The sequence below is a fragment of the Prevotella sp. KH2C16 genome, assembly GCF_900113305.1.
Lineage (GTDB): Bacteria > Bacteroidota > Bacteroidia > Bacteroidales > Bacteroidaceae > Prevotella.
In genome coordinates this window covers 190,067-205,008 of record NZ_FOOW01000002.1, presented here as the reverse complement: position 1 = coordinate 205,008, position 14,942 = coordinate 190,067, and the positions used below count along the sequence as shown (strand labels likewise).

General features: G+C 47.2%; 14 protein-coding genes. 5 read left to right on the top strand and 9 right to left on the bottom strand.

Translation table 11 applies throughout. The annotated features are described in order from the left end of the window. Positions 1 to 71: 71 nt before the first annotated feature. From rsmG to BM114_RS02560, 4 genes are read left to right on the top strand one after another with little or no spacing between them, the layout of a single operon-like run. On the top strand, positions 72 to 695 hold the full coding sequence (gene rsmG, locus BM114_RS02575; protein ID WP_092110084.1) for a 16S rRNA (guanine(527)-N(7))-methyltransferase RsmG: 624 nt from the start codon (positions 72 to 74) through the stop codon (positions 693 to 695). Beyond that, the gene (locus BM114_RS02570) at positions 689 to 1,333 is read left to right on the top strand and encodes an MBL fold metallo-hydrolase (RefSeq protein ID WP_092110082.1); all 645 of its coding nucleotides are present in this window, start codon (positions 689 to 691) and stop codon (positions 1,331 to 1,333) included. Before rsmG ends, BM114_RS02570 begins: the two co-directional genes overlap by 7 nt. Further along, on the top strand, positions 1,330 to 1,893 hold the full coding sequence (ruvC, locus tag BM114_RS02565; protein WP_092110080.1) for a crossover junction endodeoxyribonuclease RuvC: 564 nt from the start codon (positions 1,330 to 1,332) through the stop codon (positions 1,891 to 1,893). Before BM114_RS02570 ends, ruvC begins: the two co-directional genes overlap by 4 nt. An 18-nt stretch (positions 1,894 to 1,911) precedes the next feature. Beyond that, positions 1,912 to 2,406 carry a hypothetical protein gene (locus BM114_RS02560; RefSeq protein WP_255406403.1) on the top strand — a complete coding sequence of 165 codons (495 nt, stop codon included), beginning with the start codon at positions 1,912 to 1,914 and terminating at the stop codon, positions 2,404 to 2,406. 68 nt (positions 2,407 to 2,474) lie between these two features. Here the strand turns inward: BM114_RS02560 and BM114_RS02555 are convergent, their stop codons facing one another. The 4 genes from BM114_RS02555 to BM114_RS02540 are packed head-to-tail and all read right to left on the bottom strand — an operon-like array spanning position 2,475 to position 7,252. Beyond that, the gene (locus BM114_RS02555; RefSeq protein ID WP_092110078.1) at positions 2,475 to 3,617 is read right to left on the bottom strand and encodes a DUF6057 family protein; all 1,143 of its coding nucleotides are present in this window, start codon (positions 3,615 to 3,617) and stop codon (positions 2,475 to 2,477) included. A 5-nt stretch (positions 3,618 to 3,622) separates the two neighbouring features. Next, a complete protein-coding gene (locus BM114_RS02550) occupies positions 3,623 to 5,674 on the bottom strand; it encodes an alpha amylase C-terminal domain-containing protein (protein ID WP_092110076.1) in 2,052 nt (683 codons plus the stop codon). Positions 5,675 to 5,679: 5 nt separating this feature from the next. Further along, on the bottom strand, positions 5,680 to 6,123 hold the full coding sequence (locus BM114_RS02545; RefSeq protein ID WP_092110074.1) for a NanQ anomerase/TabA/YiaL family protein: 444 nt from the start codon (positions 6,121 to 6,123) through the stop codon (positions 5,680 to 5,682). A 16-nt stretch (positions 6,124 to 6,139) separates the two neighbouring features. Next, positions 6,140 to 7,252, bottom strand: coding sequence for an MORN repeat-containing protein (locus BM114_RS02540; RefSeq protein WP_092110072.1), 1,113 nt, complete (start codon positions 7,250 to 7,252; stop codon positions 6,140 to 6,142). A 106-nt stretch (positions 7,253 to 7,358) separates the two neighbouring features. Between BM114_RS02540 and kdsB the strand changes: the two genes are divergently transcribed. Continuing rightward, complete coding sequence (kdsB, locus tag BM114_RS02535) at positions 7,359 to 8,114, top strand: 3-deoxy-manno-octulosonate cytidylyltransferase (RefSeq protein ID WP_092110070.1); 756 nt, start codon at positions 7,359 to 7,361, stop codon at positions 8,112 to 8,114. Positions 8,115 to 8,211: 97 nt separating this feature from the next. Here kdsB and BM114_RS02530 read toward each other — a convergent pair whose 3' ends face one another. The 5 genes from BM114_RS02530 to BM114_RS02510 form a co-directional block, all read right to left on the bottom strand. Further along, entirely contained in the window at positions 8,212 to 10,140 is a 1,929-nt protein-coding gene (locus BM114_RS02530; protein ID WP_092110068.1) for an NAD(+) synthase, read from the bottom strand. An 18-nt stretch (positions 10,141 to 10,158) separates the two neighbouring features. After that, on the bottom strand, positions 10,159 to 11,277 hold the full coding sequence (locus BM114_RS02525) for a DUF2027 domain-containing protein (protein ID WP_092110066.1): 1,119 nt from the start codon (positions 11,275 to 11,277) through the stop codon (positions 10,159 to 10,161). Between the two features lie 372 nt (positions 11,278 to 11,649). Continuing rightward, entirely contained in the window at positions 11,650 to 12,831 is a 1,182-nt protein-coding gene (locus BM114_RS02520) for an iron-containing alcohol dehydrogenase (RefSeq protein ID WP_092110064.1), read from the bottom strand. Positions 12,832 to 12,981: 150 nt separating this feature from the next. Continuing rightward, positions 12,982 to 13,545, bottom strand: coding sequence for an anthranilate synthase component II (locus BM114_RS02515; RefSeq protein WP_092110062.1), 564 nt, complete (start codon positions 13,543 to 13,545; stop codon positions 12,982 to 12,984). After that, positions 13,542 to 14,942: an anthranilate synthase component I family protein gene (locus tag BM114_RS02510; protein WP_092110060.1), complete on the bottom strand. Its 1,401-nt coding sequence runs from the start codon at positions 14,940 to 14,942 to the stop codon at positions 13,542 to 13,544. The genes BM114_RS02515 and BM114_RS02510 overlap by 4 nt, the downstream gene beginning before the upstream one ends.

The following is a 14,942-nucleotide window of genomic DNA, read 5'->3' as shown; positions in this document are numbered from 1 at the left end:
TTCCGACATCAAGGTGCCGACGAAGATACAGCAACAAGGATGTCTCATGAATATAGGACGGAAATGAAGAGATTATGCAGATAATAGACAAATACTTCCCAAATCTTACCGATGTACAGAAGCAGCAATTTGAGCAATTGGGAACTTTATACGGTGATTGGAATAGCAAGATAAATGTCATCTCCCGAAAGGACATCGACAATCTCTATGAGCATCATGTGCTCCATTCGCTGGCAATTGCCGAAGCCATTCGCTTCAAGGCCGGCACCCGGGTTCTCGATATCGGGACAGGAGGAGGCTTTCCCGGTATTCCGCTTGCCATCATGTTTCCCGACTGCCAGTTCAAACTCATTGACGGAACAGGCAAGAAAGTCCGTGTCGCACAGGAAGTAGCCAATGCCATCGGCCTCAAGAATGTGGTGGCAGAACATCTGAGGGGTGAAGACGAGAAGGAAAAATTCGACTTTGTGGTCAGCCGTGCAGTAATGCCCCTGCCCGACCTCATAAAGATGGTGTGCAAGAATATCAGTAAGGAGCAACGCAACGCCCTGCCCAATGGCATCATCACCCTCAAGGGCGGTAATCTGGACGACGAACTGAAATCCTTCAGGAAAATTGCCGATGTAATGCCCATAGCGGAGTGGTTTGACGAGGAATGGTTTAAGGAAAAGAATGTCATCTATATTCCATGCTGAAAATAGAACGCTTTACATGCAACATGCTGCAGGAAAACTGCTATGTGGTAAATGACGAAAGCAATGAGTGCATCATCATCGACTGCGGAGCTTTCCTGGAAGAAGAGCGAAAGGACATCGTGGATTACATCCATGAAAACAAACTTACTCCCAAACACCTGATTGCCACCCATGGGCACATAGACCACAACTTTGGCAACAACATCATCTATCAGGAATTCGGATTAAGGCCTGAAGTGCACAAAAATGATAAATATCTGATGGAGGAACTTCCCGAACAGGCTCAGGCAATTACGGGCGTCGTCATTGAATATGACATGCCGACCGTGGGAAAATACCTGGACTCAACGGACAAAATATTATTCGGGAACCATGTCTTCACGATAATCGAGACTCCCGGACACTCTCGCGGCAGCGTGTTTTTCTATTGCAAGGAAGAAAATGTGGCCTTTTCCGGAGACACTCTCTTCAGAGGCTCTATTGGAAGAACCGACTTTGCCGGCGGCTCGATGTTCCAGATTATACAGAGCCTAAGAATCATCGGACAGCTTCCCGACGAAACCAAGATTTATCCCGGGCATGGAAATCCAACGACAATAGGACTGGAGCTTGCCACTAATCCATATATGGACAGATGATAAAAGCGGAGAAAATCATACTCGGAATCGACCCTGGAACCAATGTCATGGGATATGGAGTCATCAAGGCGATAGGCAACAAGGCGGAAATGGTGGCCATGGGCGTAATCGATATGCGGAGGATGAGCGACCCCTATCTCAGATTAGGTAAGGTTTTCGACCGCGTTACAGGCATTATAGACGAGTTCCTGCCAGACGAGATGGCCATTGAAGCTCCATTCTTTGGGAAGAATGTACAGTCTATGTTGAAATTAGGAAGGGCTCAGGGGGTTGCCATTGCGGCTGCCATACACCATGACATCCCTATCCATGAATACGCCCCTCTGAAAATCAAGATGGCCATCACTGGAAACGGAAGAGCAAGTAAGGAGCAAGTTGCGGGCATGCTGAAGCGACTCCTGAAACTCGAGGAAAAGGAAATGCCGAAGTTCATGGATGCCACCGATGCTCTGGGGGCTGCCTACTGCCATTTCCTGCAAAGCAACGCCCCTCAATCGGAACACCACTATGGCAGCTGGAAGGACTTTGCAAAAAAGAATTCCGACAGAATTAAGCAATAAATAATAAATTAGAAAAATATGAGTTATAAGAACATGAAGAAAATTATTTTATCACTGATGCTGATGTTTGCATTCACGCTCACGGCATCGTCGCAAGAGATTTACAAGGAAGTAAGGCGCATCATGCAGCAGGAGGAAGCCATCAAGAATGATGTTTCCAAGAGTCTTGACGCACGGAAGGTTGCCACTTTCAAGTGGGATGCCATCTATTACATCATCATGAAAGCGGCTGAAAGCTCCGACTTTACTGCCTATCAGCTGGGGCAGCAGACGGATGCCATGATAGACTTTGTAAACCGCTACATCAATCGTCTCTCCAACGAGAAGAAAAAATCACAGCGGGAGATTATCATGGCCAGATATAAAAGCGCCACTACCCACAACGCCCTCTTCCACGATATGGACAAGGACATTATCTATGGATATGTAGACAACGACAAGTTCCTCACTCAGTTCTCGCTTGATACCGACTGGGTGAGTGCATTACAAGAGGTGAAGGACAACAATTACTAACCTGGTTCCCTTACCGGAATCATATCACGAGCCCTTCTTTGCAAAAAACAAAGGAGGGCTCGCTGCCTTTATTTATTAAGATAATAATACCAATAAGTATTTCCAAAGGTTCTTTTAAGCGTTGCCAGCCTTGCCGCCGGCTGCTTTTCAGAACGCGAGAGCCGCACAAAGTCCTTATAGTCAGCCTCTACCACAGTATTGTGATACTCCACATAAGGATTGGAGCGCATATGATTATATAACACCAGAGCCTCACTATAATGTACGGGAAGCTCTTTCGACACATCATAATACTGGGTAATGGCATGGGCAAAATCATCCAGACGGCGGTCTAAGAGATAACCCGTAAGAAGATAGTCTGCGGCCATCCGCGTTCCTAAATGATGCTTGTTGACAAACTCAAGATAACCCATGGCAGCCTTCTTGGGCATAAGCACTACTCCAAGACTTTTATAGAACTTGTCCTCGGGATAAAGCAACAGCTTGGTAGTAACCCCGTCCGGAAGCAATACCTTTGATGTGCCTATCAGCGAGTATTTAAAAAAACGACTTCCTAACAGCCCCTGCCGACCTAACGCATAAGCACGAATCATGGTAAGCGAAGAGTCTGTGGCCTGGGATTTCTGTCCCACCGATGAGGCCTCCTTGAAATCATCATGTAACATGGCATTCTCCGCATGCATGCGATAATGGAACACATCGTTATGGTTACTGACCAATCCGACAAGGAAAAACATGAACGCCATGGCGAGAACATTTATCCACATCATTCGCGAGAACAGGCCTGAAGAATTAGTATCCGGCTCATAAGGCTGGAACCGCCTTGACAACCATATCCATACCGCGTATAAAACGAGGAGAAGGGGAAATACCCAGAGCCAGACTCCCAGAGAAAGTCCGCGATCAATATCCGTGTTAATATCCGTGATTGTGGCAAGGATGAGCAATGAGGGGAAATAGGTCAATGCGTGGGTACGGCGCTCAAACTTCGTAAAGGAGTAGACGCCCAACTGCAAGAGATACAGCACGATGGTAATGAGCACGGCACCTATCGTACGGTCGTAATGAGTCTGTCCCTCGGAGAGCACATGCTGTCCAACGGTAAGGATGTCTGCCTGATAACAATAAAGGAAGCAGAATGTGAAAATCAAAAACAGAATAGCACACACGATCTTCATGAGCATGGTGCTATTCTTCGCTATTTTTACCATTTAACTTAATTCTTTTTTAAAACCACGGCAGACCGTGCAGGGATATACAATTTTAGCCATTCCTTACGGTCCTCCACATAAAGGGGGTCAAAGTTGGTAAAATGAGTTATGCTGTCATCCGACAGGCCGTTCCCTCCAAATTCCCTGGCATCAGTATTTAAGACCACATCATACGATCCCGTAGGCACCAAAAAGCCGTAATCCGTGAATGAGCGAGTCGGCGAGAAGTTGAACACAAAAATCAGCTCACCTCGCATAAAGGCAAGGACCTGGTCACTATCATTATGCCAGATTTCCACAACCGGCGTCTTGTTGAAATTCTTTTCACCCTTAAGGACCTTCAGCATTGCACGGTCAAAATCACCAAGATATTGATAGTCCAGATCCTTATTATCTACAAGATGCCATTGCCGCCGGGCATACTTGTAACTCCAGCCATTGCCCTCACGGGGAAAGTCTATCCACTCTGGATGTCCGAATTCATTCCCCATAAAGTTCAAATAACCTCCATTGATGGCCGAAGCCGTTACGAGCCGTATCATTTTGTGTAATGCAATGCCACGGTTAGCCACATCATTCTCGTCTCCCTTCTTAAAATGCCAGTACATATCGGCATCTATCAGACGGAAAATAATGGTTTTATCACCCACAAGAGCCTGGTCGTGAGACTCGCAATAGGAAATGGTCTTCTCGTCTGCACGACGGTTCTTTACCTCCCAGAAGATGCTGCTCGGCTTCCAGTCTTCATCTCTCAATTCCTTAATGGTCTTAATCCAGAAGTCTGGGATATTCATGGCCATTCGATAGTTGAATCCGTAGCCTCCGTCTTCAAACTTGGCCGCAAGTCCCGGCATACCGCTCACTTCTTCCGCAATGGTAATGGCATCAGGATTTACTTCATGAATGAGCTTATTTGCAAGCGTCAGATAACAGATGGCATTGTCATCCTCACGCCCATTGAAATAATCACCATAGTTAGTGAAAGCCTCGCCAAGACCGTGACTATAATAGAGCATGGAAGTTACCCCGTCGAATCGGAAACCGTCGAAATGATACTCTTCAAGCCAGTATTTGCAATTGCTCAGGAGGAAATGCACAACCTCATTCTTCCCATAGTCAAAACAGAGAGAATCCCAGGCCGGATGCTCGCGGCGCTCTCCCGGATAGAAATACTGATTGGGATCACCCGCAAGATTTCCCAAGCCTTCTACCTCATTCTTCACTGCATGGGAATGCACAATATCCATAATGACGGCAATTCCATTCTGATGAGCCGTGTCGATGAGTTCCTTTAACTCCTCGGGAGTGCCGAAACGAGATGAAGGAGCGAAGAATGAACTCACATGATAGCCGAAACTACCATAATAAGGGTGCTCCTGAATAGCCATAATCTGAATGCAATTATAGCCGGCTTTGATAATCCTGGGTAATATATTGTCCTTGAATTCACGATAGGTTCCCACTTTCTCCGCATCTTGAGCCATGCCAATGTGGCATTCGTAGATGAACAGAGGATTCACCTTTGCCTTGAATTTATCTTTCTTCCACATATAGGGATGTAGCGGATTCCAGACCTGCGCAGAGAATATTTTTGTCTGTTCATCCTGGACGACGCGCTGTGCCCATGCAGGAATACGCTCTCCATTTCCACCATTCCAATACACATGCATTTTATAGAGGTCGCCATGTTTCATTGCCTTGGTCGGCAACTTAAGCTCCCAATTACCCGTACCTTGGATGCGCTTGCAACGATATGCCTCTTCTTCCTGCCAGTTATTGAAGTCTCCCATCAGATAAATATCCGTGGCATTGGGTGCCCACTCTCGAAAGACCCATCCCTTAGGTAAACGGTGCAGCCCATAGTAAGCATAGCCATTGGCAAACTCGGAGAGACTCTGCTTGCCATTCTGGGCAAACTCGTTTATCTTCCACATAGCATGCTCATACCGTCCACGGATGGCATCTTCGAACGGTTCAAGATAGGAATCGTTCTTCACCAGTCCTATATGCTTTGGAGCCTTCATAACCTGTTTGGTAACTTTGTGTGTAGCAACCATAATATTTATACTTTAATTTTGAATATTGCTTTCTTGATTTCCCTTGCTTCCGTAATCAGGGGAGCATGCACATCCTGAGGAGCAAATACGACAAACATCCCAGGTTTGCATCTTACATATTGCTGCGGCTTTATTGTCGGTGCAAAGCCAATATCACGAGCGGCGTCATAGTCCTCGTGCGGAACTTCCTCAATTGGGCTCCATCCATATTCTTCTTCGTCGAAAGGAATCTGAATATCCATCATCTTGTGATGGAACTCCAGAAATGCATCTGAACGGGTCTTGCCTTCACTCATATCTATATTTAGGAAAACCTCATCACCCTTCAGGACATAATGTCCTACCGCTAAATCTTTCAAGTCATGCGCCCTGACGAATTCCAGAACCTCTCCTATCAAAGGATTTACACCTATATACTTTTCCAGATTATCAAGCGTATCAATAATCATAGTATCTCCATCTTAATTAATCCAAAATCTTGCGCCCGCGCTCGTAATGACCACGAGCAGTAATCTGCCCATTACCATCTTTTTCTAGAAACTTGCCTACGCGCTCATCACGGTCATATGTGCCTTCGAAACGCTTACCGTCTTTATCTTCTTCAATGGCTGGTCCCTGACGCATCCCATTTCTATAAGAACCCTTGAACTTGCTGCCGTCAGCAAAATGAATAGTAACTTCACCATCTACTTTACCCGCCTTAAAGTTCCCTTCAAAGATATCGCCTGATTTCTTCACGAGCTTACCATGCCCATCCTGCATGTCTGCTTTCCAGCTGCCGGTATAGCTATCACCATTCCGCCATATATAAGTTCCCTCCCCATGTTTCTCTCCCTCAAGGAATTGTCCCTGATATTTGTCGCCGTTCGCATAGCGGAATATCCCAATCCCAGTTCGCTCGCCTTGCAGATAGTCGCCTTCATAGTAGTCGCCATTCTGGAACTTATAGATTCCCTTTCCATTTTGAATGTCATCCTTCCAGTCGCCTATATAAGTATCGCCATCGGCGTACTTAAATGTTCCTTTCCCAGAACGCTGATTGTTCGCCCACATCCCATCATAGGTAGTTCCATCTCCCCAATCAAAGAAACCTTTGCCCGATTTCTTGTCATCTTTCCACTGACCATTATAATATGCGCCATTGGCATAAGTATACTTTCCTTTACCCGAACGCTTATCATGGTCCCAGTTGCCATCATACTTGTCGCCATTATAATAATACATGACACCATGATCTTGCTGATAGTCGCGATACCAGAGACCAACATACTTATTGTTGTTCATAAAATAATAAGTACCACGCCCATGCTGTTGATCCTGATACCACTGACCCTCATATTTTTCTCCATCCGAAAAAGAGTAGACACCATATCCCTGTCGCCACCCTTTCACATATTCACCTTCGAAAGTATCACCGTTCTTAAAAACCGTAATACCCTTTCCATGAGGTTTTCCATTCATCAGCTCTCCTTTATAAGTGCCCCCGTCATGTGTAATACATGAGCCCAGGGTTATCTTCTGGGCATTGATGCCCAAAGGTAAAGAGAGAAGTATATATGCTAATATTCTAATTTTCACAAGTTCAAAATTTAATATTCAATGGTCAAAATTAGCAAAAAACATCGATAATTCAAAATGTATTAGTAAATTTTAGTATCTTTGCAGAAATTATTTATATCAAATCATGACAAAATTCATAGCAATTATTCCTGCGCGCTATGCATCGACACGCTTTCCCGGAAAACCTCTTGCCATACTTGGCGGCAAACCCGTAATACAAAGGGTTTACGAGCAAGTAATTGGCATGCTTGACGATGCGTATGTGGCTACTGACGATCAGAGAATATATGATACGGTAATGAACTTTAAAGGTAAGGCCGTCATGACGCGTTCTGACCATAAAAGCGGTACCGACCGCATAGAGGAAGCAATTGGAAAAATCAATGGGGATTTCGATGTCGTGGTAAATATCCAAGGCGATGAACCCTTCATCCAGCAAAGTCAGATAGAGGCTTTATGTGCATGCTTCAAAAATCCTGATACACAAATTGCTACCTTGGGAAAGCCGTTTTCCACGATAGAAGCCCTGGAGAATCCGAATTCCCCTAAAATAGTGGTGGATAACCATGGGTATGCAATGTACTTCAGCCGCTCAGTAATTCCTTTCGTCCGCGGCATAGACAAGTCTGAATGGCTGGAGAAATATCCTTTCCTAAAACACTTGGGAATTTACGCTTACCGCAGAGATGTGCTCCGCGAAATCACACAATTACCCCAATCATCCCTCGAAAAAGCAGAAAGCCTTGAGCAGCTCCGCTGGCTTCAGAATGGATACCGTATCAAAGTAGGTATTACCGATGTTGAGACCGTAGGCATTGACACGCCGGAAGACTTGCGAAAAGCAGAAGAATTCCTGAAAGGATTAGAATTGACACTTTGACGATTCAGAAGTTATCTTTAACCAACAGGGGAACCACTATTAGCTGGTTCCCTTATTGATATAATTCGTTTTGTTCCTAAACAAAAGCAATCTCTCCTCAAAGTGCATCTACCTCATTCTGCCATAATGTGTTAACAGCATCACTGGGCATACGCCAATCTCCACGAGGGCTCAGGCTCACACTTCCTACTTTCGGTCCATCCGGCAGGCAGGAACGCTTAAATTGCTGACTGAAGAATCTTCTACAGAATACTGACAGCCAATGCTTTATTACTTCGCCTTCATATTTTCCTTTAAATGCTTTCCGGGCTAATAAGAATATCTTTGCAGGCCGGAAACCATGACGCAGAAAATAATAAATGAAGAAGTCGTGAAGCTCGTATGGCCCCACAAGATCCTCCGTCTTTTGCTGAATCTGTCCATTTGCATCAGTCGGAATAAGTTCTGGAGATATCGGAGTATCCACAATATCAGACAGAGTTTTTGCAGTAGTCTCATCCGTAGTGGTTGCCACATAGCGGATGAGATGCTTTACAAGTGTCTTGGGCACACTCCCATTTACCCCATACATGCTCATATGATCTCCGTTATAAGTACACCAGCCCAAAGCCAGTTCAGAGAGGTCTCCCGTACCGATAACCAAAGCGTCTTCCTTATTGCTCAAGTCCATGAGAATCTGGGTACGCTCGCGTGCCTGTGAATTCTCGTAGGTTACATCATGGAGCGTCGGATCCTGTCCTATATCTTCAAAATGCTGCTGCACACTCTTCGCGATATTTACCTCACGAGCCGTAATACCGAGGCTTGTCATCAGGCTTATTGCATTGCTATGGGTGCGCCCCGTTGTCCCGAATCCCGGCATCGTTACGCCGATGATGCCCTTACGGCTGAGCTTCATCTTGTCGAAAGTACGAACACATACCAATAAAGCCAAGGTTGAATCCAGTCCTCCACTGATGCCTAAAACGACTTTCTTTACACGGGTATGCATCAGTCGCTTGGCAAGACCCATGACTTGGATATTAAAAATTTCTTCACAAGTAGCCTGCATCTGCGTGTCAGAAGGGATAAAAGGATGCGGATTTACATAGCGCTCCAAGACAAAGTCGCGCTCTTCAACGGAGCGTGCATGGATATGTTTCACCTCCTCTTTCAGCATACGGCGCTGTGCATTCACATAAGTGGTGTTGTTTACGCGCTCCGTACGAAGCCGCTCCACATCCACCTGATTAATCACCAATTGGCTATCCATAGAGAATCTGTCGCCTTCAGAGAGCAGCGTTCCATTCTCAAAGATAAGAGCCTTGCCGCTATAGACAAGATCCTGCGTGCTTTCCCCAAAGCCTGCACTGGAATATACATAGCCCGTAATGGTACGGGCACTCTGTTGGGCAAGCACCCCTTTAAGATAAGAGTGCTTGCCGATAAGTTCATCGCTTGCCGAGAGATTGAAGATGAGGTCGGCACCGGCCAGGGCCAAATGATTACTCGGGGGCGTCGGCGCCCACACATCCTCGCAGATTTCAATGCCGAACTTCACTCCTTGGAAGGTTTCAAATATCTGCGGAGAGGATGTGATATGCACTTGATTCCCGGCAAAATGAATGTCCTGCTCCTTCAAATCCTGACATGAAGCAAACCAACGCTTCTCGTAAAACTCACCATAGTTAGGCAAATATTCCTTGGCCACAATGCCGAGAATCTGACCTTTTTGAATCACGATGCCACAATTGAGCAAAAGGTCGCCTGCTATTACGGGAAGTCCGACGATGCTGATAATGCCCAGCGAACGGGTAAAATCGAGCAATTCCAGCACGGCATCTTCCGATGCGTCGAGCAGCAGCTTCTGCCGAAAGAGATCCTGGCAGGTATAACTGGTCAACGACAATTCCGGGAACACGACTATCTCGACACCCTTGCCTTCGGCGAGGACGATGAGTTTCTCTATTTCCTTTACATTATACTGGCAATCAGCCACCTTCACCGAAGGCACTGCCGCCGCTACCTTGATAAATCCGTACTTCATATTTTGGGCTTGTCTATATCATCTTATTACAACCTGTGTGGCTCCATAGCCGTATTCCTGAAACGAAGCATCCTGATACTGATAGCGTTTGTAGCGATAAGTGAGCTCATTGATGATGGCATGACGCAGCACTCCCTCGCCTTTTCCATGAATGAAAACTATCTTCTTGCCATGCTTGTCCTTGTTTTCCTCAAGCACTTCGCGGAACTTCTTTAACTGATACTGCAAAATATCCTGATGCGTCATGCCCGCAGTACTGTCCAAGAGTTGATCGATATGCAGGTCAACCACCGAAGTATCCTTGTTTTCGGGGTGCCTCTCAACGGGCTTTTTCTCCTCCTCCGGCTGCTTATACATCTCTTGTTTCAAGGCTTTAGCATCCACGAAGAGAGGACGAGCCTGACGATCATTCTCAACAATGGTACAAAGCAATGCCGGCGTGTCGAAGAACTGGTTGTCCTGGAAGGTATGCAGCTTATAGAACTTCACCGGATCCAGCCGCAACTGTACCCCGATGGGAGGTTTCTGGGCAAAGGGTTTATCCTTCTTATAGGCAAGCATCTGCACGGCGATGTGCATCATTTCGTTGAGGTCTTCGCGACCGATTTCCTCCATATAGAACTTGGTGTTCGGCTCCACCTCCGCCTGCGAGCGCAATGTCCACGAGGAACCTTCAGCTGTCATATAGGCATATTGCACAAAATAGTTGCTGTCATTCACGAAGTAGACCTCAAAGCGGGTGTTTGTTACCTCCTTGATATCTACGGGAACAAAGGCAAGAAAACAAGTCAGCTGGTTTCCGCCCTGCCGCTCTTCCACGGGTGGCGTAAAGGTAATGGGCTTTTCGAGGTCGACGGTATCTGCAACCGTCATGTCCACCTCCTCGTCCTGCCCCTGCTTCATCAGCTGCCGGATACTCGCACCCTTCTGCCCGCCAGGGGCATTCCCTTGCTTCTGAGCTACTATGCGACTCGTCTCATAGTCCTGACCTCCGGCTACTACTACAACCTCCGTAATGGGTGTAGGTATCTGAAATCCATCCTCGTCTTCCACGAGGACGATGTTCTTGCCCTGAAATCCGGCAATGATACCCCCACCCTTTTCTGATAGAAAACTTACTTTATCTCCAATTTTCATATTTCCGTTAATAATGTAGGCAAATTTACATAATATTTACGAGAACCACAAAGATTTCGAAACCTTTTTCGGGAAAGGGGAACATACATGGATTTCAGCCTACAGAAAGCCCTGCTACAAGGCATTTCTGCCTATAAGGCTGTCCCGGAAGATAATTGAAAGAAAAGGAGAATAGCCTTAAAACAAATTGGAAAGGCAGGAAATGAGACAAGCCAAAGGCTCTTCTACAAATGTTACAAGCTGCTTGTAATACGATTACCAGCCATTGGTAACACCATTACAAGCGGCTTGTAACATCGTTACCAACGGCTGGTAATTCTGCGAAGAGCTTCCGGCGTACTTTCTTCTATTGTACAATGGATAGAATAAGAACTACCTATACGACTGCTTCAGAATCTCCACAATTTCATCATGCCCAAGCGGTTGGCGATCGCAAGCCACCAATCCGCCCATCACTTCGAGGGCATTACTTGCCATGGTGTCAAATTCCGCCGGAGTAATGCCGTAGTCGCTCATCTTCAGACTGTCAACTCCGCAAGCCTGCTGCAGCTCTACAAGCACCGTGATAAAATCCTCCGGTCGCGTTGCATCGGCCTTGCCGAGCATCCTGGCCATGCTCACGAATCGGTCGTCGCACACATGCTTGTTCATCACGGCGGTAAAGTAAGCTTTCGAAATCATTATCAGGCCGGCTCCGTGAGGCAGCTGTTCGTGGTAAGCACTCAAGGCGTGTTCGATGCTATGCTCCGCCGTACACGAGCTTGTATCCATGGAATAGCCGCTCATGGTGTTGGCAAAAGCCACCCTGGCACGAGCCTCCATGTTCTTGCCATCCCGGCAGGCAATAGGCAGATACTTGCCGATATTGGTGATGGCAGCCTCCTGCACCATATCAGAATAGAGGTTTGAGCGATTGCTCACATAGCCCTCCAAGCTGTGAAAGAGTGCGTCAAAGCCTTGGTAGGCAGTAAATGAGGGAGGTACGCTCACCATGAGTTCCGGGTCTACGATGGCATAGACGGCAAAGGCGCGAGGATTGCCGATGGCCAACTTCTCATTGGTCTTCAGATTGGTGATGACCCCTCCGCTGTCTACTTCCGACCCCGTTCCGGCCGTGGTGGTAATGGCTATCCAGGGAAGAGGAGCATTTACGGCCGGCTTTCCCCTTCCGGTACGCCCCCGGGCATAATCCCAGAGATCGCCGGGATTGGTCGCATTGATAGCTATCACCTTGGCCGCATCCATGACAGAGCCGCCCCCAAGAGCCACGACAAAGTCGCAGCCATTATCGTTGGCTGCTTTTGCCCCCTCCTCCACGCTCTCCTTCACGGGGTTAGCCTGGATCTTATCAAACACCACAGCCTCCACGCCTGCCTCCTGTAGCTCGTTCAAGGTGCGGTCGAGATAACCGTTCACGCGTGTTGACTTGCCATTTGAAATTACGAGCAGGGCCTTCTTGCCCGGCATGGGCAGCGTATGCAGACGATTCAACTGTCCGGCACCAAACAACACCATTGTCTGTCCGGGAAATACGAAAGATAGTTTTGTCTCCATTACTATATCCTCTTTAAAGTTATGAATTGATTTTGGGTCAAAGATAACAAGTTTTCCAATATCTCATACTACCACTTTTACGGATTTTATCACCATCCTTGATTTTTCCAAAGGACATCCCCCGTGTAAGGGCTATCGGGCAATCAATGCTCACATTGACAGCCAATTCTTTATAATTTGGAAGCCTTGGGGAGTAAGCACGCTTTCCGGATGGAACTGAATCCCATGGATATCGTAGCTGCGATGGCGCAATGCCATCACCAGTCCCTCATCACTCTCGGCCGTAACCTCTAAACTTTCAGGGAGACTGTTGCGATCGACCACCCAGGAATGGTATCTGCCCATCATAAAGCGTCGGGGCAAACCTGCGAAAATGGGGTCGTTCTGAAGATTGGTTCCCTCTGTCGCCACCCCATGAAAAACCTCGGAGAGGTTAACCAGCTTAGCGCCGAACACTTCTCCGATGGCCTGATGGCCCAGGCAGATTCCCAATATCGGCTTCCTGCCGGCATAGCTGCGAACCACATCGAGCAGTAGCCCCGCCTCCTCCGGAATGCCCGGACCAGGAGAGAGCAGAATCTTGTCAAAAGACTCTAACTGCGGCAATGAGAACTGATCGTTGCGGTATACCGACACCTCTGCGCCGAGTTCACGGACGAGATGAGCCAGATTATAGGTAAAACTGTCGTAGTTGTCTATCAAAACAATATTCATATTCCCTCCGCTATTTTAATTGCCTTTACGAGAGCACCCAGTTTGTTGTCAACTTCCTGGAGTTCGTATTCATCATTACTCTTTGCAACCACTCCACTACCAGCCTGAAACCACAGTTCTCCATTGCGACTGACAAAGGTGCGGATGACAATAGCCTGATTGAGGTCGCCATTCAGCCCGATGAAACCGATGCAGCCGCCATAGGCACCTCGATTGTGGGGCTCGAGTTCTGAGATAATCTGCATGGCACGCACCTTAGGCGCCCCGGAGAGGGTCCCGGCGGGAAAAGTGTCGATAAACGCACGCAGCTTGTCGCCGACGCCCTGACCGACTAAGGTGCCCGATACACGGCTCACTAAGTGAATGACATGACTATAGAACTGCATGTCTTTATAGAAATCAACCCCCACATGCGTACAGTTCCGGGAGAGATCATTGCGGGCAAGGTCAACCAGCATGACATGTTCCGCATTCTCTTTCGGGTCATTTCGCAGATACTCGGCATTGGCCTTGTCCTCCGCAGGGTTACCGGTGCGCTTCGTCGTACCTGCTATGGGGTCTATCCAGGCCTTTGCTCCCTCTATGCGGCAATGGGTTTCGGGAGAAGAACCGAAGATGCGGAATCCGCCGAAGTCAAAGTAGAAAAGATAAGGACTCGGGTTGACACTACGCAAGGCACGGTAAAGATTGAAGTCGTCTCCATCATATTTCTGGCAGAATCGCCTCGACACAACCACCTGAAAGACATCGCCACGCAGGCAATGGGATACACACTTGCGTATGTTTTCCTTATGAGCCTCATCAGAAAGCATGCTAAACGGACTCCCCGCAGAATGAAAGTCGTAGCTCCGGGCTGGATGATTCAAGTTTTTCTCTATCTCGTCTAAGCTGCCGCCAAGCGTGATGAGCGTGATAGTATTGTTGAAATGGTCGAATACAATAAGGTCCCGATAAAGTATGTAGAGTATATCGGGGGCGTCATTTTCTTTCATCACGGAATCCTTAACATCGATGTCTTCGAAGTAACGCACCGCATTGAACGAGGCAAATCCGTATAAGCCACAATACTCACAGTCATCTCCCTTCACCTCAAAATGCTGAATGAAATCGGCAAGGGCATCTGCCAGCTGTAGCTTGGCATGTCCCTTCACACTCTGGTCAATCGCCTGAGTCTCGTGCCTTCCATCCGGATAGCTACTCTCTATGACCCCGTGATTCACTACTATCTTCGCCATCGGGTGAATTCCGATGAAAGAGCGCGCCGTATCGTGGCTGTGATAGTCGGAACTTTCCATAAGCACCGACTGCGGATAGAGGTCGCGCAAGCTCATATATACACCCACAGGAGTGTAAAGGTCGCCTAATAGTTTCTTGGTTTGTGTTGTATACTGATACAT